A 25,706-nucleotide genomic window follows, 5' to 3' on the forward strand; every position below is an offset into this window, starting at 1 on the left:
TGGAGTTTGTTGCGATGGAAATCAAACTGCACGCCAATGCGACCACGACGCCGCGCATCCGCCGTTATCTTCAACAGTCTGAGAAGAGCGACAGAGAGCTGGCCGTAGAGCTGGGGATTTCGGTCACTACCGTCAGACGCTGGCGCAATCGCGACCAGGTGTCGGATAACCATACGACGCCAAAAGTGATACACAAAGCAATGAGACAAGAGCAGGTTGCGCTGGTGAATGCCCTGCGTGACATCCTGGGCGCACCGTTGGACGACCTGCTGCTTATGGTCAACGACGTCCTGGGGATCGCTGTTTCCCGCGCCACCCTGAACCGCTATCTCAAACCGGCCGCTGCAAAGCAAAAAGGGGCCCCCTTGCAGGGGAAAAAGGCGCTGAAAGCGGGTGTTACGCCCCATACGCTGGAACTGCACCATTTGCCTTTGTCGCTGCATATGGACGACGGCGGGGAGCAGCATCTGCTTTGGGCGCGAGAGCCGGTGAGTGGCTGGTGCTATGCCCGGCTTTATGCGGGACTGTCGCCTCAACGACTGAATACCTGGACGCAGGAGGTGCTGGCGGCGTGTCCGGCTGCTATACAATCTGTTGAGACTTTTGGTTTTGAGGCGACGCTGGCTGTTAACGACATTGCGGTTAAGGCACATCAACGTACCTGCAGTGCACTTCAGGTGATGGTGCCCTTACGCGATATTATTCCGCGGGTGAATGTGGAACCGGCGGGGGCGCTATTGATGACCTTGTGCGAGTTTTACAACCGGGGTAAAGCGCAGAAAAAACTGGGGGAAAGTACGCCGCAGGCCTTTCTGGAAGGGCTGCGGCGCGAGGCTTAAAGAATGTCGAGCACATCTTCCGGCGGACGCCCAATGCGCGCCTTGCCGTTTGCCACCACAATTGGGCGTTCAATGAGCTTCGGATTGTCAACCATCGCCTGCACGAGCTCAGCTTCAGTGAGACGCGGGTCGTCCAGGTTAAGTGACTTATAGAGATCCTCTTTCTGGCGCATCAACTCACGTGCACTGCCCATACCCAGCATATGCAGGAGCTGGCGGATTGTCTGCGCGTCTGGTGGTGTCTCCAGATACAGCACCACCTCAGGCTCTACGCCGTTGGATTTCAGCAGGCTGAGGGTGTCGCGGCTCTTGGAGCAGCGAGGGTTATGGTAGATTTTTACCGCGTCAGTCATATTTTCTTCCTTTTTACATCTTTTCGTACGGCTTGAAGCGCTGCTGTAGCGCGCGCAGCTGATCGATACGCGCATCGTAACGGGCCTGTTGCAGGCTGCCAAGTTTGACCTGCGAACTGGCGCTGCTGAGCATCGAAATGGCCTGATCCAGACGCCCCACCAGGGCAAACCCTTCGGCACGTGCCGCCAGCTCCTGATCGCGGTTGCCCAGCTGGGCTTCTGCCTGAGCGAGCAGATCCCAGCCGTTTTGATCGTCTTTATTGTCGAAGGTGTAGCGGTTCAGAATGGTGGCCGCTTCACCCGGCTGGCCGCCCTGCAGATAAGCGTTCGCCAGGTTAAGCTGCAGCACCGGGTTGGTCCGCACCTCTTTGGCACCTTTCAGGCGGTTAATCGCATCGGCAGGTCTCTTCTGCCCCAGGTCGATATCCGTGGAGAGGTCGAGATACCACGGGTTATTCGGGTCGGCGGCCAGCAACGGTTGCAGCGTTTTTCGCGCTTCGTCGTATTTGCTGGCTTCCATCGCCTGCAGGGCACGACCGTATTGCGCCGCGTTCTTCTCGCGCACGTTGCCTTTTGCCAGGGCATCCAGCAGGTCGCTGGTGAGCTGGTTGCGCCCGGAATTGTACATGCCCAGCGTTCTCACTTTCGCCATGTAGAAATCCTGTGAGGATTGCACCACCACCGGACGCATCTGATTGGCACGGTTACGCGCATCGGACAGACGGCTTTCCGGTAACGGGTGGGTGAGCAGAATTTCGGGTGGACGTGACGAGTAGCGTGCCTGATCGAGCAGTTTTTCCAGGAAGCTGGGCATGGCCTGTGGGTCAAAGCCCGAGCGCTGCAACACCTGGATGCCAATGCGGTCCGCTTCCTGTTCGTTTTGCTGGGTGAAACTGATCATCCCCTGGCGCGTGCCTGCCAGCGTGCCGGTTAATGCGGCCATCCCGGCCTGCGGACTGGCCATCGCCAGCAAAATAGAGCCCAGCGCACCCACCCAGGTCAGGGGCGCGTTGCGTTTCTGGTCTTCCATCGCACGGGCCAGATGGCGCTGGGTCACGTGGGAAATTTCGTGCGCCATGACCGACGCCAGCTGGCTTTCGTTATCGGAATAACGGAATAACGCCGAATGCAGCACCACGTTACCGCCAAAGAAGGCGAAGGCGTTGATTTCGTCGTTATTGATTAAATAGAAGTGGAAGGGGGTTTTTACCGAGTTGGCGTGCGCGACCAGGCGCATCCCCAGACCATTAATGTACTGCACCAGCAATGGGTCATTGATCAGCGGAGCACTGCCGCGCAGCTGGCGAACATAGTAATCACCCATCTGCATCTCCTGACCAATGGAGAGCGTGCTTCCTGCTGTGGTGCCCATGTCCGGCAATGAATCGGACGAATCAGCAAAAGCTGGCAACACCTGACCGACCGTTACGGCGGCAATCAGTGTCGCAACCACTGTTTTTTTCAACTGCCTGAACATAACCACTGTCCTGTATTTTGGATGTGCTAATTTGACCGATGAACCCGCATATCGTTCATCTCCACAGCCCTGCGAGTGTAGCCGTGTTGTGGCATGAAGAAAATCCCATTCATCAGGCTTTTGCGGATTGTGACAGCAATACAAAAAGCGAAAGTCTTTTTTGTGACAGTTAGATACAATTCACCTTCTGACTCCCGTCATTCGATTCAGGGAAGGGTTGTATGCTCGAAATGTTAATGCAGTGGTACCGGCGCCGGTTTAGCGACCCGGAAGCCATTGCTTTGCTGGTTATTCTGGTTGCCGGGTTCGGTATTCTGTTCTTCTTCAGCGGCCTTCTGGCACCACTGCTGGTGGCGATTGTGCTGGCCTATCTGCTGGAGTGGCCAACCGCGCGGCTGGAGAATATCGGCTGCTCCCGACGCTGGGCGACCAGCATCGTGCTGGTGCTGTTTGTTGGCATTCTGCTGTTGATGGCGTTTGTGGTCATGCCCGTCGCCTGGCAGCAGGGGATCAACCTGATCCGCGATATGCCCGGCATGTTAAATAAGCTTTCTGATTTTGCCGCCACGCTGCCGCGTCGTTATCCGGCGCTGATGGACGCGGGGATCATCGATGCGATGGCCGAAAACATGCGCGCCCGCATCATGACCATGGGCGATTCGGTGGTGAAATACTCCCTGGCGTCGCTGGTTGGGCTCCTTACGCTCGCCGTCTACCTGGTGCTGGTACCGTTGATGGTGTTCTTCCTGGTGAAGGACAAAGATCAGATGCTCAACGCCGTGCGGCGTATTCTGCCGCGTAATCGCGGGCTGGCCGGGCAGGTGTGGGAAGAGATGAACCAGCAGATCACCAACTACATTCGCGGCAAGGTGCTGGAGATGATTGTGGTTGGGGTCGCGACGTGGATTGGCTTCCTGATCTTCGGGCTTAACTACTCGCTGCTGCTGGCGGTGCTGGTGGGGCTGTCGGTCCTTATTCCGTATATTGGCGCATTTGTGGTCACCATTCCGGTTGTTGGGGTCGCGCTGTTCCAGTTTGGCCTGGGCACCGAGTTCTGGAGCTGCTTCGCGGTGTACCTGATTATTCAGGCCCTGGATGGCAACCTGCTGGTGCCGGTACTGTTCTCAGAAGCAGTGAATCTGCATCCGCTGGTGATTATCTTATCGGTGGTGATTTTCGGCGGGCTGTGGGGATTCTGGGGCGTGTTCTTTGCCATTCCGCTGGCGACGCTGATTAAAGCCGTCGTCCATGCATGGCCGGATGTGCCAGCGGTGGAGGAGAAGTAGTTTTTGTGCGGCCTGATGCCCTTCTCCCACGGGGAGAGGGGGAAAACACTAAAAACGGCAACCAGGTTGCCGTTTTGCATTTATCTTGTAGGTCGGGTAAGGCGAAGCCGCCACCCGACACTCACTTTCAGGCACTTTGTTTCAGCCAGTTCAGCACCACGTCGTGGTGGTTGCTGGTTTTGAAGTCGTCAAAGACATGTTCCACTTTACCGTCAGCGTCAATCAGGAAGCTGATGCGGTGAATGCCGTCATAGGTTTTGCCCATAAACGTCTTCTCGCCCCAGACGCCGAACTGCTCACAGACCTGATGATCTTCGTCGGAAAGCAGCGTGAAGTTCAGCAGCTCTTTTTCAGCAAATCGTGACAGCTTTTCTGGCTTATCAGTGCTGATGCCCAGCACTTCCACGCCGGCTTTTTTCAACTCGTCCATGTTGTCGCGTAAGCCGCAGGCCTGCACGGTGCAGCCCGGGGTCATGGCTTTCGGGTAGAAATAGACCAGAACACGCTGTCCCTGGAAGTCGGTCAAATTTACTTGCTCACCATCCTGATCCGGTAAGCTAAATTTCGGTGCGATGTCACCGGCTTTCAGTGGGTTCATTACTCAACTCCATCCTGTTCATGCTGCGAATAATTTACGACGCTTATACTGCCTTGCGCGTGTAATTCTGTACAGAGGGCTTTGAACGCTTGCTCGATATTTGACGCATCCTGTGATGCAGGACTGTGGGCGGTGATTTGAATAAAGAGGGTAGGAACGGCACTCTCATCAGCCGGTTGTGTGCGGGAAACCAGCTCGGCAATGTTCATCTGATGGCTGTCAAACAGCGCGGTAAAACGCTCGATCAGATGAGGGGAATCAGGAACTTCAACCTGTACCCAGACGGTGGCAGGCATGGCCGGACGCGGACGCGCATTGGTGCGTTTCATCACGATCAGCAAATCCAGCTCCGCGCCTTTCAGCGGCAGGGTAGATTCGATAAGCGTGATGGCGTTCCATGTCCCGGACAGCAGCATAATAAACGTGAACTCTTCGCCCAGCATCGCCAGACGGCTGTCCTCGATATTACAGCCGCAGCTGCTCACGTGGCGGGTAATGGTGTTCACGATACCCGGCCTGTCAGCACCCAGCGCAGTGATAACCAGGTAATGTTGTGATGAGGTTGTCAAACCTGTTCTTCCTTTGCTTGGTTAAGTCTTCCTAAGGAAAGCATAAAAAAAACATGCATACAACCGCCTGAGGGCCTCAGGTCGCTTGCTTTTATTACAGTTCCAAACGTACCATTGAGGCTCTTGTTCGCACAGAGGATGGCTCATGTTCACGGGAAGTATTGTCGCGCTTGTAACACCGATGGATGAAAAAGGTAATGTCTGCCGGTCAAGCATGAAGAAGCTGATTGATTACCATGTCGCCAATGGAACCTCGGCGATCGTTTCGGTAGGGACTACCGGTGAATCTGCAACGCTGAGCCACGAAGAGCACGGCGATGTGGTGATGTTGACCCTCGAACTGGCTGACGGACGTATTCCGGTCATCGCGGGAACGGGCGCGAATGCAACCGCAGAAGCGATCAGCCTGACCCAACGTTTTAACGACAGCGGCGTTGTTGGCTGTCTCACGGTCACCCCTTACTACAACCGTCCTACTCAGGAAGGTTTGTTCCAGCATTTCAAAGCCATCGCTGAACATACTGACTTGCCACAAATTCTGTATAATGTGCCGTCCCGTACTGGCTGCGATATGCTGCCGGAAACCGTTGGTCGTCTCTCGAAAGTAAAAAATATTATCGGGATTAAAGAGGCGACAGGGAACTTAAGCCGCGTTCATCAGATCAAAGAGCTGGTTTCAGACGACTTTATCCTGTTGAGCGGTGACGATGCGACCGCGCTGGACTTCATGCAGCTCGGTGGTCATGGCGTGATCTCCGTAACGTCGAACGTTGCGGCCCGCGATATGGCGGAAATGTGCAAGCTGGCGGCGGCAGGTCACTTTGATGAAGCCCGTCTCATTAATAAACGTCTGATGCCGTTGCACAATAAATTATTTGTCGAACCCAATCCGATCCCGGTGAAATGGGCATGTAAGGAGTTGGGACTTGTAGCAACCGATACGCTGCGTCTGCCAATGACACCGATTACCGACCACGGTCGTGAAATCGTCACTGCAGCGCTGAAGCATGCCGGTTTGCTGTAAAGTTTAGGGAGATTTGATGGCTTATTCAGTACAGAAGTCGCGCCTGGCGAAGGTTGCGAGTGTTTCGCTTGTTATGCTGCTCGCTGCCTGTAGTTCAGACTCGCGCTACAAGCGCCAGGTGAGCGGTGATGAATCCTATCTGGATGCGACCCCGCTTGCTGAACTTCATGCACCGGCTGGCATGATCCTGCCGATTCAGAACGGCGATTATAATATCCCCGTGACCAACGGCAGCGGCCCGGTGGGCAAAGCGCTTGATATTCGTCCACCAGCACAGCCTCTGGCGCTGGTGAGCGGGGCGCGCACCCAGTTTACCGGTGATACCGCGTCTCTGATGGTGGAAAGCGCACGTGGCAGCACGCTGTGGCCACAGGTGGTGAGCGTCATTCAGTCGAAGAACTACACGATTGACAAGCGTGATGACGCCAGCCAGACGTTAACCACCGACTGGATCGAGTGGAACCGTCTGGATGAAGACCAGCAGTACCGTGGTCGTTATCAAGTCTCCGTTAAACCGCAGGGCTATCAGCAGGCGGTTACCGTTAAGCTGTTGAACCTGGAGCAGGCGGGTAAACCGGTGGCGGATGCTGCCTCTATGCAGCGTTACAGCACTGAAATGCTGAACGTGATTGCTGCGGGTCTGGATAAGAACGCCACAGACGCGGCTAACGCCTCACAGAACCGCAACGGCATGACGTTTGATGTCCAGAGCGGCGCGGATGATACCGGCCTGCCAATGCTGGTTGTTCGTGCGCCATTCAACCAGACCTGGCAGCGCCTGCCAGCGACGCTGGAGAAAGTGGGCATGAAGGTGACCGACAGCACGCGTTCAACCGGAAGCATAACCGCAACGTATAAGCCGCTGTCCGACAGCGCATGGCAGGAGCTGGGCGCACGCGATCCACAGCTCGCTTCCGGCGACTACAAGATTCAGGTAGGCGACCTTGATAACCGCAGTAGCCTGCAGTTTATCGATCCGAAAGGTCACACGCTGACCCAGTCGCAGAACGATGCGCTGGTCGCGGTCTTCCAGGCTGCATTCAGCAAATAAATACGAGGGCTGGTGAATCCAGCCCTTTTTATTTTCGTGCTACGCAAACGTGTGCGTGGCATAATATGCCCAGTTTTGAACACAAATCATCACACCAGGAGTAATCAAGATGCAGAAGCAAGCTGAGTTGTATCGTGGCAAAGCGAAGACCGTATACAGCACGGAAAACCCGGATCTGTTGGTGCTCGAGTTCCGCAATGATACGTCAGCAGGGGATGGCGCACGCATTGAGCAGTTCGATCGTAAAGGCATGGTGAACAACAAGTTCAACCACTTCATTATGACCAAACTGGCCGAAGCGGGTATCCCGACTCAGATGGAAGCGTTGCTGTCCGATACGGAATGTCTGGTGAAAAAACTGGATATGGTTCCGGTTGAGTGCGTCATTCGTAACCGTGCCGCGGGCTCCCTGGTGAAGCGTCTGGGCATTGAGGAAGGCATCGAGCTGAATCCACCGCTGTTCGATCTGTTCCTGAAAAACGACGCCATGCACGATCCGATGGTCAATGACTCCTACTGCGAAACCTTCGGCTGGGTGAACAAAGAGAACCTGGCGCGCATGAAAGAGCTGACCTACAAAGCCAACGACGTGCTGAAAAAACTGTTTGATGATGCTGGCCTGATCCTCGTCGACTTCAAGCTGGAGTTCGGTCTGTTCAAAGGCGAAGTGGTACTCGGTGACGAGTTCTCACCGGACGGCAGCCGTCTGTGGGACAAAGAAACGCTGGATAAAATGGATAAAGACCGTTTCCGTCAGAGCCTGGGTGGCCTGATTGAAGCGTACGAAGCAGTGGCTCACCGTTTAGGCGTTAAGCTCGACTAACTCCCTCATCGCCAAAGGATGTTCATATCCTTTGGCGTCTTACCTTTGTTTCCTATGGTAATCTTGCCGTTAACCGCCTACGATCATAGCTATTATTAATGGAATAGTTCGAGGTAGTTATGCGCTGGCAAGGGCGTCGTGAAAGTGACAATGTAGAAGACAGACGTGGTGATAGCGGTGGCGGCCCTTCCATGGGTGGCCCCGGCTTCCGTTTACCCAGCGGAAAAGGCGGAATCATTCTGCTGATTGTGGTGCTGGTTGCGGGTTACTACGGGGTCGATCTCACCGGGTTAATGACCGGTCAGCCGCTGCAGCAACAGCAGCAATCTCAGCGCTCCATCAACCCAAATGAAGATGAAGCGGCCAAATTTACCTCCGTTATTCTCGCGACCACTGAAGACACGTGGAGCCAGCAGTTTGAGAAAATGGGGCGCAGCTACCAGCAGCCGAAGCTGGTGATGTACCGTGGTGCGACCCGCACTGGCTGCGGCACCGGACAGTCGGTGATGGGGCCGTTCTACTGTCCGGCAGACAGCACCGTCTATATCGATCTCTCTTTTTATGATGACATGAAACGCAAACTCGGTGCCGACGGTGATTTTGCTCAGGGCTACGTGATTGCGCATGAAGTGGGGCATCACGTGCAAAAATTGCTGGGCATTGAGCCTAAGGTTCGTCAGCTTCAGCAAAACGCCTCGCAGGCAGAGGTCAATCGCCTTTCCGTGCGTATGGAGCTGCAGGCGGACTGCTTCGCGGGCGTCTGGGGTAACAGCATGCAGAAGCAGGGCGTGCTGGAATCTGGCGACCTGGAAGAGGCGTTAAATGCCGCAGAGGCCATTGGTGACGACCGTCTCCAGCAGCAGAGCCAGGGCCGGGTTGTGCCGGACAGCTTCACTCACGGGACGTCAGAACAACGTTACACCTGGTTTAAACGCGGTTTTGACAGCGGTGACCCGGCGCAGTGCAATACCTTCGGTAAAGCCATGTAATGGTGGCGTTTGACCAACTGATTAGCCAGCTTGAGCGCACCGGCCAGCGTCGGCTGGTGGTGCTCAGCGGTGATGCGCAGTGGTCCCTGGCGCAGGCCGGGGCGCTGCGTGATACGCTTTCCGGGGATTGGGTGTGGCTGGATGAAAACCCTTCCCGGGAGATAAGCGGGCTGCTGGGGCGCGAGTTCTGGCATGCTGTTTTTGATGCCCGCGCCGGGTTTGATGTCTCAGCCTTTGCCGCCCTGAGCGGAACGCTGCGTGCCGGGAGCCTGCTGGTGCTGTTGGCTCCCCCGCTTGCGGTGTGGGCAGACACGCCCGACAGTGATTCCCTGCGCTGGAGCGACAGCGCGGAACCCATTCCCACGCCGAATTTCATTCGCCACTTTTGTCAGACGATTACCCGCGACCCCGATGCAATCGTCTGGCAGCAAAACCAGCCGTTAACCCTTCCTCCGTTTCCTGATGCTCCTGACTGGCAACCCGCTAACGGTGCACCCCAGCGCGAGCAGGCGGAGATCCTGCAGGCACTTCGTGCAATGCCGAAAGGCGTTGCGGCCGTTACCGCCCCGCGCGGGCGGGGAAAGTCGGCGCTTGCCGGCATGCTGCTGAACAGCATTGAGGGCAGAGCAGTTGTCACCGCACCGGCAAAGGGAGCAACGGAGGTCATCGCACGGTTTGCGGGTGAACATTTTCACTTTATGGCACCGGATGCGCTGCTGGCCTCCTCACACCATGCCGACTGGCTGATTGTCGATGAGGCGGCGGCCATACCCGGCCCTGTGCTGGAGAAGCTGGTTGCGCGCTTTCCACGGGTACTGTTAACCACGACGGTACAAGGGTATGAAGGAACCGGAAGAGGGTTTTTGCTTAAATTCTGCGCGCAGTTCAGCGCCCTGCAGAGTTATACCTTATCCACCCCCGTTCGCTGGACTGCGGGATGTCCGCTTGAGCGGGTAGTCGCCAGCGCACTGCTGTTTGACGACACGCTCATCGACCAGCAGCCGAAAGGAGAGGTGCAACTGACCTCTCTGGCCCCCGACGCATGGGAGCACACGCCTGCACTCGCCGCGAGTGTCTACGAGCTGCTTTGTGCGGCCCATTACCGTACCTCGCCGCTGGATCTGCGCCGTATGATGGACGCCCCCGGTCAGCACGTTGCCGTCGCGCAAACGGACCCGGTCATTGCGGGCGCGCTGTGGCTGGTAGACGAAGGCGGGTTAAGCCCGGCGCTAAGTCGCGCAGTATGGGCGGGTTTTCGTCGACCTCGCGGCAATCTTGTCGCGCAGTCTCTGGCCGCGCATGGTGGCACGCCTCTGGCAGCAACGCTGAAAGGTCGACGGATCACGCGCATCGCTGTTCACCCTCACCGGCAACGGGAAGGGATCGGCCGGGCGCTCATCCGCGAGGCCTGCGGGGAGGATTATCTCTCGGTGAGCTTTGGCTTTACCGACGCGCTGTGGCATTTCTGGCAGCAGTGCGGCTTTGAGCTGGTACGGATAGGCAGCCACCGCGAAGCCAGCAGCGGCTGCTATACCGCAATGGCATTATTGCCGCAAAGTGAGGCGGGGCATCGTCTGTGTGAACAGGCCCGGCTGCGCCTGCATCGCGATGCGCGTGTCTTATCATTGTGGAATGGCGAAAAGATCCCGGTGGCAGATGAGTGGGAAGCTACCCTTAATAGTGACGACTGGCTGGAGCTGGCAGGCTTTGCCTTTGCACACCGGCCCTTTGCTACGTCCGTTGCCGCATTGACGCGTTTGCTGCTCGCCGTCGATCTGCCGCTTCCGGCCCTGCGCGGTAAAATTGAGGCACGAAGAGAGGACGCTGCGCTCAGTGCTGAACTGTCGCTCACCGGGCGAAAAGCGGTGCTGGCAAGATTACGCGCTGAAACGGCGCAGGCCCTTGAATGTCTTGATAAAGCGCGCAGTCAGCAGCTCAAAAGCGACATTTTGCAATGGCAATTTTTTCAATGACTTCTTCAGTAAAGTGGCATGGTCATTCCCCCCGCAAGGCGTAGAATCCAGGTCATCAATTAAGGAGACCGCCATGAAACACGATCATTTTGTTGTTCAAAGCCCCGACAAACCGGCTAAACAGTTACTGTTGCTGTTTCATGGCGTTGGCGATAACGCCGTCAATATGGGAGAGATTGGTCGCTGGTTTGCACCTGTTTTTCCTGAGGCGCTGATTGTCAGTATCGGCGGCGTGGAGCCGTGTGGCCCTGACGGACGGCAGTGGTTCTCCGTTCAGGGCGTGACGGAAGAGAACCGTCAGGCGCGTATTGATGCCATTATGCCGGTCTTTATCGAAACCGTGCGTTACTGGCAGCAGCAGAGCGGCGTCGGTGCCGACGCGACCGCGCTGATTGGCTTTTCACAGGGGTCAATTATGTCTCTGGAGAGCGTGAAAGCAGAGCCGGGTCTGGCTTCGCGCGTGATTGCCTTTAACGGCCGTTTCGCGACGCTACCGACGAGCGCGACCACGCAGACAACGATCCACTTGATCCACGGTGGCGAAGACCGGGTGATTGAGCTTTCGCATGCCGTAGCTGCCCAGGAAGCCCTGATCCGGGAAGGCGGGGATGTGACGCTGGATATCGTTGACGATCTCGGCCACGCGATTGACGATCGCAGCATGCAGTTTGCGCTCGACCATCTGCGCTATACCGTACCGAAGCACTACTTTGATGAAGCGCTCAGCGGCGGTAAGCCGGACGATGATGATATTGTTGAGTTTATGTGATTATTTCCCCTCACCCTAACCCTCTCCCCTAAGGGGAGAGGGAACATGGCACCCCTCGCCCCTCTGGGGAGAGGGGCTGGGGGTGAGGGGATTACTTCTTCTGGTCTTTCTTCGGCCAGTCGTCGTCGTCATCCCACTTATCGTTAAAATCACGATGAGGCGGAAGATCCGGCTTGTTGGCGAGGAATTTTTTATGGTCAACGCGCTTAAGATCTTTAATCACGTTAAGCAATACGCCTACCAGAAACACTAACACCAGAATCCACCAGTACTTTGCAAGCCAATCCATTCGCTATTCCTCTCAGAGCGCTCGTCAGGCGACGATTTGCTCCATAATACGTTGATACATACGGGCCAGCAGTTGTAAATCCGCGGCATTTACACACTCATTGATTTTATGAATGGTCGCGTTCACTGGCCCCAGTTCGACAACCTGAGCTCCCATGCGGGCGATAAAGCGTCCGTCTGAGGTGCCACCCGTCGTCAGCAGTTGTGGCTTAATTTCATTATAGTGCTCGATGGCGTTCACCACCGCATCCACCAGTTTGCCACGCTGTGTCAGGAACGGCTGGCCGGAAAGCCACCAGTCCACGGTGTAACGCAGTTGATATTTTTCCAGCAGGGCGATAACGCGCGCTTTGATCATCTCATCGGTCAGTTCCGTGCTGAAACGGAAGTTAAACTGAACGAAACAATCGCCCGGGATCACGTTGTTGCTGCCGGTTCCGGCCTTCACGTTCGCAATCTGCATGCTGGTTGGCGGGAAGAACTCATTGCCTTTGTCCCACTCAATGCTTACCAGTTCACTCAGCATTGGCGCTGCGCGGTGAACTGGGTTATCGGCCAGATGCGGGTACGCCACGTGTCCCTGTACGCCGTGAATGGTCAGGTTACAGGTTAACGAACCGCGGCGGCCATTTTTCACCACATCGCCCACCACCTCGGTGCTGGACGGCTCGCCGACCAGACAGTAGTCCAGACGCTCGTTGCGGGCCATCAGGGCCTCAACCACCTTGACGGTGCCGTTATGGGCGCTGGCTTCTTCATCAGAGGTAATGAGAAACGCGAGACGGTTTTTATGGTTCGGGTGCTGGGCGACAAAGCGCTCAGCCGCCACAACCATTGCCGCCAGGGAGCCTTTCATGTCTGCGGCGCCGCGGCCAAACAGCATGCCATCGCGGATGGTTGGTTCAAACGGAGGGTTGATCCAGCGGTCCGCATCACCTGCGGGAACCACGTCGGTATGCCCGGCAAAGGCCAGCGTTTCACCCTGGCCACGCCACGCCCAGAAATTCTGGGTGTCGCCAAAATCCATCCGCTCCACGGTAAAACCGATGGCACGCAGGCGCTCAATCATTAATGCCTGACAACCTGCGTCGTCCGGGCTAAGGGAAGGACGGCGAATAAGCTGCTGAGTCAGCTCAATGACCGGGCATGACATAAACTACACCTCAACGAAAAAAGTCGGAATAAAGGGTTTCACTGAAACCCAGCAGCATAGGCTGCCCGGGCGCGCAGAGCAATGGGCGTTTGATGATTGCTGGCATTTCAAGCATCAGATTTGCTGCGCTGTTGGCATCCTTGATGCTGGCACGCAGTGATTCGTCCAGCTTGCGCCAGGTCGTGCCGCGGGTGTTCAGCAGCGCGTCCCACCCCAGTTCGTTAATGGCGGTATGCAGAAATTCTGCATCAAGCCCATCGGCACGGTAATCGTGGAAGTGGTACTCGACGTTGTTAGCTTCGAGCCAGCGACGGGCTTTTTTGATCGTGTCACAATTTTTAATGCCGTACATGACAACCATGTTGAATCCTTTTGTTCTTATGACCATTAAATGTTCAGTAAATTCGAAGATATATCCTTAAACGGAATATAACACATTCAGAAACGCTCTGGATTAACACCTCTTTTTAATTCAACTCACACCTGTACGCTGAATATTCTTTCATCATTTAAGCATAGATGTCCATCAGGTATAAATTGCCTGTAAACTCAGCGGGTAAAATAAAACTCACCCGTGCGTAGGGTTATTTCAAAATATTGCTGGCCGTCACACAAAATTTAAGGTTCTCCGTTCATATTTATCATAAATCCAGCGCGCAGACGGGGTACAATCACAGCAATCGGTTAAATTGTCTTCACAATGATGATACGTTTTCGTAGAATGCGCATAATAATAAGAGAGGTTGTTATGATTGAACGTGAACTGGGGAACTGGAAAGATTTTATCGAAGGCATGCTTCGTAAATGACATTCAGTAAGAATTGCAAGAGCACTTAAATAAGTAAAATAACCATAGTGTGAATTAATCGCACAGTAAAAAGGCGGCCTACTGAGCCGCCTTTTTTATTTTCACTATCTTATTCAGGCCGTTCCTTGAGCGGGAAGCGGCGACGCACCAGCACGAAGAACAGCGGCACAAAATAAATGGCCAGGATCGTGGCTGAAATCATTCCTCCCATGACGCCTGTACCTACCGCATGCTGGCTGCTGGAGCCTGCGCCTGAGCTGGTTGCCATCGGTAACACCCCGAAGACAAACGCCAGCGAGGTCATCAGGATTGGACGTAAGCGCTGACGGCAGGCATGCAGCGTGGAAGCCATCAGCTCATGGCCTTTCGCATTCATCTCATTGGCAAACTCAACAATCAGGATGGCGTTTTTTGCCGACAACCCAATCACGGTGAGCAGCCCCACCTGGAAGTAAACGTCGTTCTCCAGACCGCGCATCCAGGTGGCGAGCAGCGCGCCGATCACGCCAAGCGGCACCACCAGCATGACCGAGAACGGGACTGACCAGCTTTCATACAGCGCCGCAAGACAGAGGAAGACCACCAGCAGCGAAAGCGCGTAAAGCGCGGGAGCCTGCGCCCCAGAGAGCCGCTCCTGATAAGACATGGCCGTCCACTGCAGACCAAAGCCAGCGGGCAGCTGTTGCACCAGCTTTTCCATGGTGTCCATCGCCGTACCGGTGCTGACGCCCGGCGCGGCTTCACCGACGATCTCAACGGCGGAATAGCCGTTATAGCGCTCCAGACGCGGAGAACCGCTCTCCCAGTGCGAGGAAGCGAAGGCGGAGAACGGCACCATGCCGCCCGCATTGTTGCGGACATACCAGCGGTTAATATCGTCCGGCAGCATGCGGTATGGCGCGGCGGATTGCACATACACTTTTTTAACGCGACCGCGATCCATAAAGTCATTCACATAGCTTGAACCCCACGCCGTTTGCAGGGTGTCGTTGATGTCGTCGATAGAAACGCCCAGCGCCTGCGCCTTACGCTGATCAATATCCACCTGCAGCTGCGGGCTGTCATCCAGACCGTTGTGACGGACGCGGGTCAGACCCGGATCTTTACCGGCCAGCTCTAACAGTTTGTCGCGCGCCGCCATCAGCGCCGTGTGGCCTGCACCGGCATGGTCCTGCAACTCCATGTCAAACCCGGCAGAACTGCCGAGACCGCTGATAGCCGGTGGGCTGCTGGCAAAAACGCGAGCCTCTTTGATACGGGAGAAGGCTTTGGTCGCGCGTTCGATAATGGCAAACGAGGTGCCCGTTTTCGTATCGCGTGCGTCCCAGTCTTTCAGGCGCACAAACATACGCGCAACGTTCTGCCCGTTCCCGCCCGGGCCGGAGCCGACGGTTGAGAAGACCGACACCACGTTATCTTTCTCTTTGGTAAAGAAGTACTGCTCCACCTTCTGAACTACCTTCAGCGTTTGCTGCTGCGTTGACCCGCTCGGGAGCTGCACCGAAGTGATGAACATCCCCCGGTCTTCCTGCGGCAGGAACGAAGTCGGCAGATGCAGGAACAGCCACACCATACCGCCCAACAGCACAACGTAAATCATCATCCAGCGCAGGCTGCGGTGCAGCACCTTGCCGACGGCGGTTTCATAACGCGCAGCACTGCGGTTGAACATGCGGTTAAACCAGCCAAAAAAGCCTTTCTGACCGTGCTGCTCCCCTTTATGTAGCGGCTTGAGGAGGGTGGCGCAGAGGGCAGGCGTGAGGATCAACGCCACCAGCACCGACAGCACCATTGCGGAGACGATGGTGATTGAAAACTGACGATAAATGGCGCCAGTTGTGCCACCGAAAAACGCCATCGGGATAAAGACCGCCGAGAGCACCATCGCGATGCCAACTAACGCCCCCTGAATTTGTCCCATCGATTTACGCGTGGCCTGACGCGGGGAAAGCCCTTCCTCGCTCATGATGCGCTCGACGTTTTCGACCACCACGATGGCATCGTCCACCAGCAGGCCAATCGCCAGCACCATTGCAAACATCGTCAGGGTGTTAATGCTGTAACCAAACGCGTAAAGCACCGCGAAGGTACCCAGCAGCACCACCGGAACGGCAATGGTCGGGATCAGCGTTGCGCGGAAGTTTTGCAGGAACAGGTACATGACCAGGAAGACCAGCGCGATCGCTTCCAGCAGCGTTTTCACCACATCTTCAATAGAGGCTTTAACGAAGGAGGTGGTTTCGTAGGCGACTTTGTATTCCAGCCCGTGGGGAAAATAGTGCGACAGCTCATCCAGACGATCCAGCACCAGCTGCGCGGTGGCCATTTCATTGGCCCCGGAGGCCAGTTTTACCCCCAGACCGGAGGCCGGGTTACCGTTAAAGCGGCTGAGATAATCATATTTCTCTGCTCCCATTTCTACCGTGGCGACATCGCCCAGGCGGACCTCTGAACCATCCTGATTTACGCGCAGGGTAATGTTGCGAAACTGCTCCGGGGTCTGAAGCAGCGACTGTGAGTTAATGGTGGCATTCAACGCTTGTTTATCGACGGAGGGCGTTCCCCCCAGTTGTCCCACCGCAATCTGGGCGTTCTGGGATTTAATGGCATCCGTCACGTCGGTTGCCGTCATCTGGAAGCTGTTCAGCTTATTCGGATCAAGCCAGATACGCATTGAATACTGAGAGCCGTAAGCATCGATATCACCGACGCCGTTAATACGGCTGAGGGGATCCTGAATATTACTGGCGACGTAGTCCGCAATGTCCTGCTTATCCATGGAGCCGTCGGTAGAGACAAACGCAATAGTCAGGATGTTGGTGTCACCGGTTTTACGTACGGTAACCCCCTGATTCTGCACCGCCTGAGGCAGTTTACGCATCGCCGACTGCAGCTGGTTTTGCACCTGCTGTACGGCTTCGTCCGGATCCGTACCGGCGGTAAAGCTCAGGGTGACGGTCGCCTGGCCCGTGGCGCTACTCTGCGAGGACATGTACATCAGGTTATCCAGACCCGTCATGTTCTGCTCGATAACCTGCGTGACGGTATTTTCCAGCGTTTGTGCTGAAGCTCCGGGGTAGTTTGCCGTGACGCGCACGTTTGGTGGTGCCAGGTCGGGATATTGCTCAACAGGAAGTGAAGTAATGGCCAGGACACCTGTCAGACACAACAGTATGGCAAGTACCCAGGCAAAAATGGGGCGATCGATAAAAAAATTCGCCATGAAAATGAGACCTCGTTTTGCTGCACGTCATTATTGTTTATTGCCCGCATCACTTTAGCGGCAAGACGAAGACCAAACGTGGAGAAATAAAGGAGATAGTGTAAATTATCATGCGCTTTTCTCTGCGCTTCACCTTTTACCGTTATTTACCTCCCGGCCCCGTTTGTCGGGAAGATCACGCTCACCAGCGTCCCCCCGTTTTGCGGCTGGGAAAAGTGCAGCGTTCCGCCGAGTCGCGCCGCCCGTTCGCGCATAATATTCAGCCCGTAATGTCCCGGCGGCTCGCTGGCTTCGCCAATCCCGATACCGTTATCGCGAATGCTGACGCTGTGGGTGCCGTCAGCAGACGTCACGCAGCTGACGGTTATCTCGCTGGCCTGGGCGTGCTTCATCGCATTCAACACCGCTTCACGCACGATCTGCAGCAAATGCACCTGTTTCTGGGCATCCAGCGCCAGCGAGGAGAGGCGGCAGTCGAGGTGCAGCTTTGCCTGCGTCTGGCTCTGTAACCCGTCCAGTGACTCCTGTAGGGCCGCGGGCAGATTGGCGTGGTTAAGCGTCAGGCGGAAGGTGGTAAGCAGTTCCCGCAATTGATGCCAGGCGTTGTTAAGCTCGCGGGAAAAGTCGGTGATAATGGTCTGCGCCGGGGCATTTTCCTGCGGGATAGCGCGTTTCAGCAGTGCCAGCTGAATACGTAAATACGACAGTACCTGCGCCAGGGAATCGTGCAGCTCGCGGGCGATCGTCGCGCGTTCTTCCATCAGCAGCAACTGCTGGTAGTGCTTTTGCGCCTGGTTGAAATACAGTCCGCGTCCGAGCATTGTCGCCACGCTTTCCATCAGCGGCAGAGGAACGTGGCCCGTCTCGCTTTGCCAGCGTAATTCCCCGTACAGGGTATCCTGCATCAGCACGGGCAGCGTTTGGACAGGGCTCCCGTTTGATTCGATACCCTCACTGAGCCGCCAGTCGTCGCTGGTGCGCAACTCCAGATAGTTCATCTGCGTGTACTCATGCACTATCTGCAAAATATGCCGGAAACAGTGGCTGTCTATCTGGCCGGTATTCAGTGCCTGAGAGCATTTAAACAGCATCTCGAGTTGCTGATGCGCCTCATTCAGATGCTGCGTCTTTTCCGCTACGGAGTGTTCAAGCGAGCGATACAGCGTATGCAGCTCGGCTGACATGTGGTTGAACGCCCGGGAAAGTTGACCCAGCTCGTTTGGCAGCGCGGTATCCGGTGCAGGCGTATCGAATTGCCCCCGCTCAATGCGCTCGCTGGCCGCCACCAGGTTATTCAGCGGTAACACCACCTGGCGGCGGATGCGTCGCAGGGTAAAGATCGTCAGGATCAGGATGCACATCCCGCCCGCCAGGGAGATCAGAATCACCGCCCGGATTTTATGTTCGGTGTAGTGCTGAAGGGCGAGCACAAAGGCGTCAATCCGGCCGACAAAGTCTTCAATGTGGGCCTGATACCACCCGATATCGCCGCGAGCGATGTGGTTGTCCATCTCCTGCCATGCCAGATGCAGCTGCTGATAGCGCGCCTTAACATCGTCCGGCACGTACCAGTAACTCAGCTTCTGTAGCGCAGGGGCGCTCAGCGTCTGCTGCCAGCTCTCGCGATGCGCCGCCAGGGCGTCGCTGTTGCGTTGCATCTCATAGCCCAGACGGTAGCTCTGCATTCGCAGGGAACCGGCAATATTGATGGCTTCTGCATCCCGCTGGCTGCTGGCAAGCGTGAACAGTGCGACGGTGCTGGTCAGAACGGACAGCACGATAATGGAAATGAAAGCCCGGGCCAGGCTTCCGGAAACGGGTCGTTTAACGGTCACAGAACAGCTTCCTGAAAAAAATTGATCTGCCACAGGTTCACTGGAGATAGTTCGGCTTCCTGGGCATTTGTACATTGCCTGATAGCGCCGCCGTGGGTAAATACAATATTCCTATAAAGAATAAGGTTATTGAACCAAAAACAGGTGTCGTTATGAATCGTTTTATTATGGCCAACAGCCAGCAGTGTATAGGGTGCCGTGCCTGCGAAGTGGCCTGCGTGATGGCGCACAACGATGAACAACACGTGCTGAGCGAACGCCATTTTCATCCCCGCATCACTGTCCTGAAATCTGGCGCGAAGAGCACGCCTGTAACCTGCCACCATTGCGAGAATGCGCCCTGCGCGCAGAGCTGCCCTAACGGGGCCATCAGCAAATGCGATGACAGCGTACAGGTGAATCAACAAAAATGCATTGGCTGTAAAGCCTGCGTGGTTGCCTGTCCGTTCGGCACGATGGAGATCGTTGTTACGCCTCTCGACAAGGGCAACGTAAAAGCCTCGGCGCATAAATGCGATCTTTGCCACACGCGCCCACAGGGCCCGGCCTGCATCGAAAATTGTCCGGCACAGGTGCTTACCCTGGCGACGCCCGCCGTGCTGAACCACCTGGCGAAAACCCGCCGCCAGCGCACCGCCCGTCAGGTGGCGCAGCCCTGGCACGGCGAGGCGGTAAGGCCAGACCTGCCGCATACCCGCCTTGAGCAGATGAGAAACACACCGCGACGCGGGGAGCCGGACAAACTCGCCGCGAGTGCACGCGTCAGCCATTTTCAGGAGATCTACCTGCCGTTTCGGGCAGAGCAGGCCGCGCGTGAGGCATCGCGCTGCCTGAAGTGCGGCGAACACAGCATTTGTGAATGGACCTGTCCGCTGCACAACCATATCCCCCAGTGGATTGAACGCGTTAAAGCGGGGGATATCGCCGGGGCGGTTGAGCTTTCACACCAGACCAACTGTTTACCTGAAATTACCGGCCGCGTCTGCCCGCAGGACCGATTATGTGAAGGCGCCTGCACCGTGCGTGATATCTCAGGCGCGGTGACCATTGGCAACATCGAGCGCTATATCTCTGACCAGGCGCTGGCGATGGGCTGGAAGCCGGATCTGAGCGGCGTGACACCGGTTGATAAACGTGTGGCGGTGATCGGCGCGGGGCCTGCGGGGCTTGCCTGTGCCGACGTGCTGGCGCGCAGCGGCGTGCGCGTCACGGTCTATGACCGGCACCCGGAGATTGGCGGCTTGCTGACGTTTGGTATCCCGGCCTTTAAGCTCGATAAATCGCTGCTCGCACGGCGCAGGGAGATATTCACGGCCATGGGGATCCAGTTCGTTCTGAACTGCGACGTCGGACAGGATGTGCCGCTGTCACAGCTGCAACGCGAATACGATGCACTGTTTATTGGTGTGGGAACCTATCGTTCCATGAAAGCGGGTATCGCGCATGAAGATGCCCCCGGCGTCTATGACGCGTTACCTTTCCTGGTGGCAAACACCCACCACGTGATGGGGCTTGAGGCAACAACCAAAGAGCCATTTATCGATACCCGGGGGCTGAACGTGGTGGTGCTCGGCGGGGGCGATACCGCCATGGACTGTGTCCGCACCGCGTTACGTCACGGTGCGGCGAAGGTAACCTGCGCCTACCGCCGGGATGAAGCCAATATGCCGGGCTCGAAAAAAGAGGTGAAGAATGCGAAGGAAGAGGGCGCCGCGTTTGAGTTTAACGTTCAGCCCGTGGAGTTAACTCTGGCACCTGACGGACAGGTCAACGGCATTCGCATGCTGCGTACCGAACTCGGCGAACCGGATGCTCAGGGCCGTCGTCGGCCGGTACCGATAGCGGGGAGCGAATTTTTGATGCCTGCGGATGCGGTGATCATGGCATTTGGTTTCAATCCACACGAGATGCCGTGGCTGCAGGCGCAGGGCGTGGAGACGGATAGCTGGGGACGAATTATCGCCTCGGTGGAGAGCCGCTATCGCTATCAGACCTCTAACCCGCAAATTTTCGCAGGCGGTGACGCCGTACGCGGCGCAGATTTAGTGGTCACCGCCATGGCGGAAGGGCGACATGCTGCGCAGGGTATCCTCGACTGGCTGGGCGTCAGCGCGTTAAAAACGCATTAAATCGGGTGGGCGACAAAGCGGGGTTCACGGCGTAATATAGGCAGACTCATTGTGTCGTGGAGCCCGTATGACCCTGAAAATTGACGTTATCAAAGACAAAATCCTTTCTGATAATTACTTTGTCCTGCGTAACATCACCTATGATTTAACGCGTAATAACGGGGACGTGATCCGCCACAAACGTGAGGTTTACGACCGCGGCAATGGGGCAACCATTCTGCTTTATAACCGTGAAAAGCAGAGCGTGGTGCTGATCCGCCAGTTCAGGGTGGCGACGTGGGTCAATGGCAATCCGGACGGACGGCTGATTGAAACCTGCGCAGGTCTGCTGGATGACGATGAGCCGGAAGTGTGTATCCGCAAAGAAGCCATCGAGGAGACAGGCTTTGAAGTGGGTGAGGTTAAAAAAGTTTTCGAACTGTTTATGTCACCCGGCGGCGTGACGGAAATCGTCCATTTCTTTATTGCCGAATACAGCGATGCGCATCGTATCCATCAGGGCGGTGGGGTGGAAGATGAAGATATCGAGGTGCTGGAGATACCGTTTGTCCAGGCGCTGGAGATGATCCGTTCCGGGGAAATTAAAGATGGTAAAGCTGTAATATTATTGCAGTATTTACAAACAACCGGGCTGATGGATCCCTCTTTCGAACGGATGTAGTTTGTTTTTCGGATAAATCTATCCGATAAATCCGATTGAGCAACCCCGGCGGGAACACGAAGATACTGCCCAGTTAAGCGTTTTCGTTCCGGGATTGTGCCATTCATGCGCTACTGCGTTTTTATTTTTTTCCTGATTTGTGTGCTCCCCGCGCCTCGTGTGTGGGCTGCGCCTGCACAGCAATCATTCTCAGACTGGCAGGTGACCTGCAATAACCAGAATTTTTGCCTGGCACGCAACACCGGTGAACACCGTGGTCTGGTGATGACGCTTAGCCGCAGCGCTGGCGCGAAAACCGATGCCTCGTTACGTATCGATCTCGGCGGTCTTTCAGACCCGTCCGTCAAAGAGCCTGCAATTGCGCCGCGCCTGCTGCTTGATGGGGTGCCCGTGACGCTGGAGCGTCAGCACTGGCAGTTAACGCCATGGCATCTGAAAACGGACGATGCTGCGACCATCACTGCATTTCTTAAGCATATCCAGGAAGGGAAAGCGCTAACCCTGCGTGATGGCAAGCAGGCGATCTCCCTCAGTGGCCTGAAAGCGGCGCTGTTGTTTATCGATGCGCAGCAAAAGCGCGTCGGCAGTGAAACCGCCTGGATTAAAAAAGGTGACGATCCGCCGTTAAGCGTGCCGCCCGCACCGGCCCTGAAAAAGGTGGCGGTTGTGAATCCCACCCCGACACCGCTCTCCCACAGCGAACTGAACGATCTGCTGGATTATGGTACCTGGCGGATGAATAACAGCCAGTGCTCGCTCGACCCCAACCGTCGGGAAGTGCGCGTCACTGCGCTTACCGATGACAAAGCGCTGCTGATCGTCAGTTGCGAAGCGGGGGCCTATAACACCGTCGATCTGGCCTGGCTGGTATCACGTAAAAAACCGTTTTCTTCCCGTAGCGTCAGGCTGCGTCTGCCGTTTACGCCGTCCAGCGGCAGCAGTGAAATGGAGTTAATGAACGCTCGCTTTGATGAGAAAACGCGTGAGTTGACCACCCTGGCGTTAGGGCGGGGGATTGCTGACTGCGGTATCCAGACGCGCTGGCGCTTTGACGGCCAGCGCTTCCGTCTGGTGCGTTATGCCGAGGAGCCCAGTTGCGATAACTGGAATGGGCCAGATGCCTGGCCCACGTTGTGGATCACACGCTAGTTTTGCCCGGTAAGCGTAGCGTCACCGGGCACGCAGGCCGCACTAAAGCACGCTTAACGCCTTCTCAACGACGTTCTCAACGGTAAAACCGAAATACGGGAACAGCTTGTCGGCCGGCGCCGATTCACCGTATCCCCGCATGCCGACAATGGCCCCTTTCAGCCCGACATATTTGTACCAGTAGTCGGCAATACCCGCCTCAACCGCCACGCGGGCCGTCACGCTGGATGGCAGGACCGATTCACGATACGCCTCATCCTGTGCGTCAAAGATGTCGGTTGAAGGCAGGGAAACCACGCGCACCGCGTGACCTTCGGCAGTCAGCTTCTCCGCCGCTTTGACGGTAATCTCCACCTCAGAACCGGTGGCAATCAGGATCACATCCGGCTTGCCGCCGCTGTCCTTCAGAATGTAACCGCCGCGGGCAATGTCTTTCACCTGCTCCGGCGTGCGTTCAATCTGCGCCAGGTTCTGACGTGACAGGATCAGCGCCGTCGGTCCGTTATGGCGCTCTACTGCCAGCTTCCAGCCCACCGCGGCCTCGACCTGATCGCACGGACGCCAGGTGCTGAAGTTTGGCGTCAGGCGCAGGCTCGCCAGCTGTTCAACGGCCTGGTGGGTTGGCCCATCTTCCCCAAGCCCGATGGAGTCATGGGTGTAAACCATAATCTGCCGCGCTTTCATCAGAGCCGCCATGCGTGCGGCGTTACGGGCGTATTCCACAAACATCAGGAAGGTGGCGGTGTAGGGGACAAATCCCCCGTGATGAGCGATACCGTTGGCAATGGCGGTCATGCCGAACTCGCGTACGCCATAGTGAATATAGTTTCCGGCGATATCCTCTTTCAGCGATGTCGAGCCAGACCAGATGGTCAGGTTACTGGGGGCCAAATCCGCCGAGCCGCCCAGCAGCTCAGGCAGGATTGGGCCAATCGCATTCAGGGTGTTTTGCGACGCCTTACGGGTGGCGATTTTGGCCGGGTTAGATTGCAGGTTTTCAATCAGCGCCTGCGTTTTCTCTTCCCAGTCCTCCGGTAGCCCTCCGCTCATGCGGCGGGTGAATTCGGCCGCCAGCTCCGGGTAGGCCTTTTTGTAGGCGGCAAATTTCTCGTTCCAGGCGTGCTGGGCCTTTTCACCCTCTTCACGGGCATCCCATGCGCGGTAAATCTCTTTCGGAATTTCGAACGGCGGATATTTCCAGCCCAGTTTCTGCCGGGTCAGCGCCACTTCCTCATCACCCAGCGCCGCACCGTGCGCCTCTTCTTTACCTGCTTTGTTCGGCGAACCAAAGCCGATAACCGTGCGGCAGATAATCAGCGACGGTTTGTCCTTCACGCTTTGCGCTTCCTGAATTGCTTTTTTCACCGCCTCGGGATCGTGGCCGTCAATTTCATGCACCACATGCCAGTGGTAGGCTTCAAACCGTTTTGCCGTGTCGTCGGTAAACCAGCCCTCGGTTTCCCCGTCTATGGAGATGCCGTTGTGGTCATAGAAGCCAATCAGCTTGCCCAGCCCCAGCGTGCCCGCGAGCGAACAGACCTCATGGGAGATCCCCTCCATCAGACAGCCGTCACCCATAAAGACGTAAGTGTAGTGATCGACGATGTCATGCCCCGGCTGGTTAAACTGCGCACCCAGCGTGCGTTCCGCGATGGCCAGCCCAACGGCGTTGGCTAAACCCTGTCCCAGCGGCCCGGTGGTGGTTTCCACCCCTGGCGTATAGCCAATCTCCGGGTGGCCGGGGGTTTTCGAATGCAGCTGACGGAAGTTTTTCAACTCTTCGAGCGGCAGATCGTAGCCGGACAAATGCAGCAGGCTGTAGAGCAGCATCGACGCGTGGCCGTTAGAGAGAATAAAACGGTCACGATCGTACCAGGTGGGGTCGTTAGGGTTGTGCTTCAGGAAGTCATTCCACAACACTTCGGCAATATCTGCCATGCCCATTGGTGCGCCAGGGTGGCCGGAATTGGCTTTTTGCACGGCATCCATGCTGAGGGCGCGAATGGCATTGGCTAACTCTTTACGGGACATAGTTCACTCCGTGGCAAGGTTAAAGTTTGGCGGCGAGAAGATCTTCAAGTTTGCGCTGGTCGACGGCGAACTGGCGGATGCCGTCCGCCAGTTTTTCCACGGCCATTGGGTCCTGATTGTGCTCCCAGCGGAATTCCGCTTCGGTCATGGCTTTCGGTTTGGGCAGTACGGTAGAGGTCGGCACCAGTTTACGGATCACCGTCTCTTCTTTGTCCTGCAGCTTTTTCAGCAGGTCAGGGGAGATGGTCAGGCGGTCACACCCTGCCAGCGCCAGGATCTGCTCGGTGCGGCGGAAGCTGGCCCCCATTACGATGGTTTCGTAGCGGTGCTGCTTGTAATAGTCGTAGATATTACGTACCGACTTCACGCCCGGGTCTTCCTCCACCACGTACGGATCCATCGGCTGTTTTGCCTGATACCAGTCGTAGATGCGCCCGACGAACGGTGAGATCAGGAATACGCCCGCTTCTGCACAGGCGCGCGCCTGCGCAAACGAGAACAGCAGCGTCAGGTTGCAGTGGATCCCCTCTTTTTCCAGCACTTCCGCCGCGCGGATGCCTTCCCAGGTGGAGGCGAGCTTAATCAGAATGCGTGATTTGTCGATCCCCTGCTCCTGGTAGAGTTCGACGAGGCGGCGGGCTTTATAGATGCTCTTTTCTTTATCGAAAGAGAGGCGGG

23 protein-coding genes are annotated in these 25,706 nt (G+C 56.3%); 12 read left to right on the top strand and 11 right to left on the bottom strand.

What is annotated here, in order from left to right; genetic code table 11:
• Positions 1-14 precede the first annotated feature (14 nt).
• Positions 15-839, top strand: a complete 825-nt coding sequence (locus AK59_RS0105705; protein ID WP_029882265.1) for a hypothetical protein — start codon at positions 15-17, stop codon at positions 837-839.
• On the opposite strand, the gene arsC is transcribed toward AK59_RS0105705, so the two are convergent.
• Both arsC and bepA read right to left on the bottom strand, forming a co-directional pair.
• On the bottom strand, positions 836-1,192 hold the full coding sequence (arsC, locus tag AK59_RS0105710) for an arsenate reductase (glutaredoxin) (protein ID WP_013098232.1): 357 nt from the start codon (positions 1,190-1,192) through the stop codon (positions 836-838). The genes AK59_RS0105705 and arsC overlap by 4 nt on opposite strands.
• A gap of 13 nt (positions 1,193-1,205) precedes the next feature.
• On the bottom strand, positions 1,206-2,669 hold the full coding sequence (gene bepA, locus AK59_RS0105715) for a beta-barrel assembly-enhancing protease (RefSeq protein WP_013098231.1): 1,464 nt from the start codon (positions 2,667-2,669) through the stop codon (positions 1,206-1,208).
• A gap of 221 nt (positions 2,670-2,890) precedes the next feature.
• Here bepA and AK59_RS0105720 point away from each other — a divergent pair, with 221 nt between their 5' ends.
• Positions 2,891-3,955: an AI-2E family transporter gene (locus AK59_RS0105720; protein WP_013098230.1), complete on the top strand. Its 1,065-nt coding sequence runs from the start codon at positions 2,891-2,893 to the stop codon at positions 3,953-3,955.
• Between the two features lie 127 nt (positions 3,956-4,082).
• Here AK59_RS0105720 and bcp read toward each other — a convergent pair whose 3' ends face one another.
• Positions 4,083-4,553, bottom strand: a complete 471-nt coding sequence (bcp, locus tag AK59_RS0105725; protein ID WP_013098229.1) for a thioredoxin-dependent thiol peroxidase — start codon at positions 4,551-4,553, stop codon at positions 4,083-4,085.
• Positions 4,553-5,122, bottom strand: coding sequence for a glycine cleavage system transcriptional repressor (locus tag AK59_RS0105730; protein WP_013098228.1), 570 nt, complete (start codon positions 5,120-5,122; stop codon positions 4,553-4,555). Before AK59_RS0105730 ends, bcp begins: the two co-directional genes overlap by 1 nt.
• Positions 5,123-5,267: 145 nt before the next feature.
• Between AK59_RS0105730 and dapA the strand changes: the two genes are divergently transcribed.
• The 6 genes from dapA to ypfH all read left to right on the top strand — a co-directional run bounded on the left by dapA (position 5,268) and on the right by ypfH (position 11,751).
• Complete coding sequence (gene dapA / locus AK59_RS0105735) at positions 5,268-6,146, top strand: 4-hydroxy-tetrahydrodipicolinate synthase (protein ID WP_013098227.1); 879 nt, start codon at positions 5,268-5,270, stop codon at positions 6,144-6,146.
• Positions 6,147-6,162: 16 nt separating this feature from the next.
• Positions 6,163-7,197: an outer membrane protein assembly factor BamC gene (gene bamC, locus AK59_RS0105740; protein ID WP_013098226.1), complete on the top strand. Its 1,035-nt coding sequence runs from the start codon at positions 6,163-6,165 to the stop codon at positions 7,195-7,197.
• A 109-nt stretch (positions 7,198-7,306) separates the two neighbouring features.
• Entirely contained in the window at positions 7,307-8,020 is a 714-nt protein-coding gene (purC, locus tag AK59_RS0105745) for a phosphoribosylaminoimidazolesuccinocarboxamide synthase (protein WP_008501631.1), read from the top strand.
• Between the two features lie 119 nt (positions 8,021-8,139).
• Positions 8,140-9,009, top strand: a complete 870-nt coding sequence (ypfJ, locus tag AK59_RS0105750; RefSeq protein ID WP_029882266.1) for a KPN_02809 family neutral zinc metallopeptidase — start codon at positions 8,140-8,142, stop codon at positions 9,007-9,009.
• The gene (locus AK59_RS0105755) at positions 9,009-10,982 is read left to right on the top strand and encodes a tRNA(Met) cytidine acetyltransferase TmcA (protein ID WP_029882267.1); all 1,974 of its coding nucleotides are present in this window, start codon (positions 9,009-9,011) and stop codon (positions 10,980-10,982) included. Before ypfJ ends, AK59_RS0105755 begins: the two co-directional genes overlap by 1 nt.
• Positions 10,983-11,055: 73 nt before the next feature.
• Positions 11,056-11,751, top strand: coding sequence for an esterase (gene ypfH / locus AK59_RS0105760; RefSeq protein WP_013098223.1), 696 nt, complete (start codon positions 11,056-11,058; stop codon positions 11,749-11,751).
• Positions 11,752-11,842: 91 nt separating this feature from the next.
• On the opposite strand, the gene AK59_RS0105765 is transcribed toward ypfH, so the two are convergent.
• From AK59_RS0105765 to AK59_RS0105775, 3 genes are read right to left on the bottom strand one after another with little or no spacing between them, the layout of a single operon-like run.
• Complete coding sequence (locus AK59_RS0105765; RefSeq protein ID WP_013098222.1) at positions 11,843-12,040, bottom strand: YpfN family protein; 198 nt, start codon at positions 12,038-12,040, stop codon at positions 11,843-11,845.
• A gap of 24 nt (positions 12,041-12,064) precedes the next feature.
• A complete protein-coding gene (dapE, locus tag AK59_RS0105770) occupies positions 12,065-13,192 on the bottom strand; it encodes a succinyl-diaminopimelate desuccinylase (protein WP_013098221.1) in 1,128 nt (375 codons plus the stop codon).
• A 10-nt stretch (positions 13,193-13,202) separates the two neighbouring features.
• Positions 13,203-13,553, bottom strand: a complete 351-nt coding sequence (locus AK59_RS0105775) for an ArsC family reductase (protein WP_029882268.1) — start codon at positions 13,551-13,553, stop codon at positions 13,203-13,205.
• 387 nt (positions 13,554-13,940) lie between these two features.
• On the opposite strand from AK59_RS0105775, the gene ypfM reads away from it, so the two are divergent.
• Positions 13,941-14,000, top strand: coding sequence for a protein YpfM (ypfM, locus tag AK59_RS1000000124920; protein WP_015572204.1), 60 nt, complete (start codon positions 13,941-13,943; stop codon positions 13,998-14,000).
• A 109-nt stretch (positions 14,001-14,109) separates the two neighbouring features.
• On the opposite strand, the gene acrD is transcribed toward ypfM, so the two are convergent.
• Positions 14,110-17,223, bottom strand: coding sequence for a multidrug efflux RND transporter permease AcrD (acrD, locus tag AK59_RS0105780; RefSeq protein WP_029882269.1), 3,114 nt, complete (start codon positions 17,221-17,223; stop codon positions 14,110-14,112).
• Between the two features lie 146 nt (positions 17,224-17,369).
• Positions 17,370-19,058, bottom strand: a complete 1,689-nt coding sequence (narQ, locus tag AK59_RS0105785; RefSeq protein ID WP_029882270.1) for a nitrate/nitrite two-component system sensor histidine kinase NarQ — start codon at positions 19,056-19,058, stop codon at positions 17,370-17,372.
• A gap of 152 nt (positions 19,059-19,210) precedes the next feature.
• Here narQ and aegA point away from each other — a divergent pair, with 152 nt between their 5' ends.
• From aegA to AK59_RS0105800, 3 genes are all read left to right on the top strand, one after another.
• Positions 19,211-21,187, top strand: coding sequence for a formate-dependent uric acid utilization protein AegA (gene aegA, locus AK59_RS0105790; protein WP_029882271.1), 1,977 nt, complete (start codon positions 19,211-19,213; stop codon positions 21,185-21,187).
• A gap of 67 nt (positions 21,188-21,254) precedes the next feature.
• The gene (gene nudK / locus AK59_RS0105795; RefSeq protein ID WP_020689968.1) at positions 21,255-21,848 is read left to right on the top strand and encodes a GDP-mannose pyrophosphatase NudK; all 594 of its coding nucleotides are present in this window, start codon (positions 21,255-21,257) and stop codon (positions 21,846-21,848) included.
• Between the two features lie 105 nt (positions 21,849-21,953).
• Positions 21,954-22,997 carry a DUF1176 domain-containing protein gene (locus AK59_RS0105800; RefSeq protein ID WP_020689967.1) on the top strand — a complete coding sequence of 348 codons (1,044 nt, stop codon included), beginning with the start codon at positions 21,954-21,956 and terminating at the stop codon, positions 22,995-22,997.
• A 42-nt stretch (positions 22,998-23,039) separates the two neighbouring features.
• Here AK59_RS0105800 and tkt read toward each other — a convergent pair whose 3' ends face one another.
• Positions 23,040-25,028: a transketolase gene (gene tkt, locus AK59_RS0105805; protein WP_013098214.1), complete on the bottom strand. Its 1,989-nt coding sequence runs from the start codon at positions 25,026-25,028 to the stop codon at positions 23,040-23,042.
• Positions 25,029-25,047: 19 nt separating this feature from the next.
• Positions 25,048-25,706, bottom strand: a 659-nt coding sequence (locus AK59_RS0105810) for a transaldolase family protein (RefSeq protein ID WP_029882272.1), incomplete at its 5' end; no start/stop codon positions are given.

The organism is Enterobacter sp. T1-1, from assembly GCF_000710795.1.
In the GTDB taxonomy this organism is placed as follows: Bacteria; Pseudomonadota; Gammaproteobacteria; order Enterobacterales; family Enterobacteriaceae; genus Enterobacter; species Enterobacter cloacae.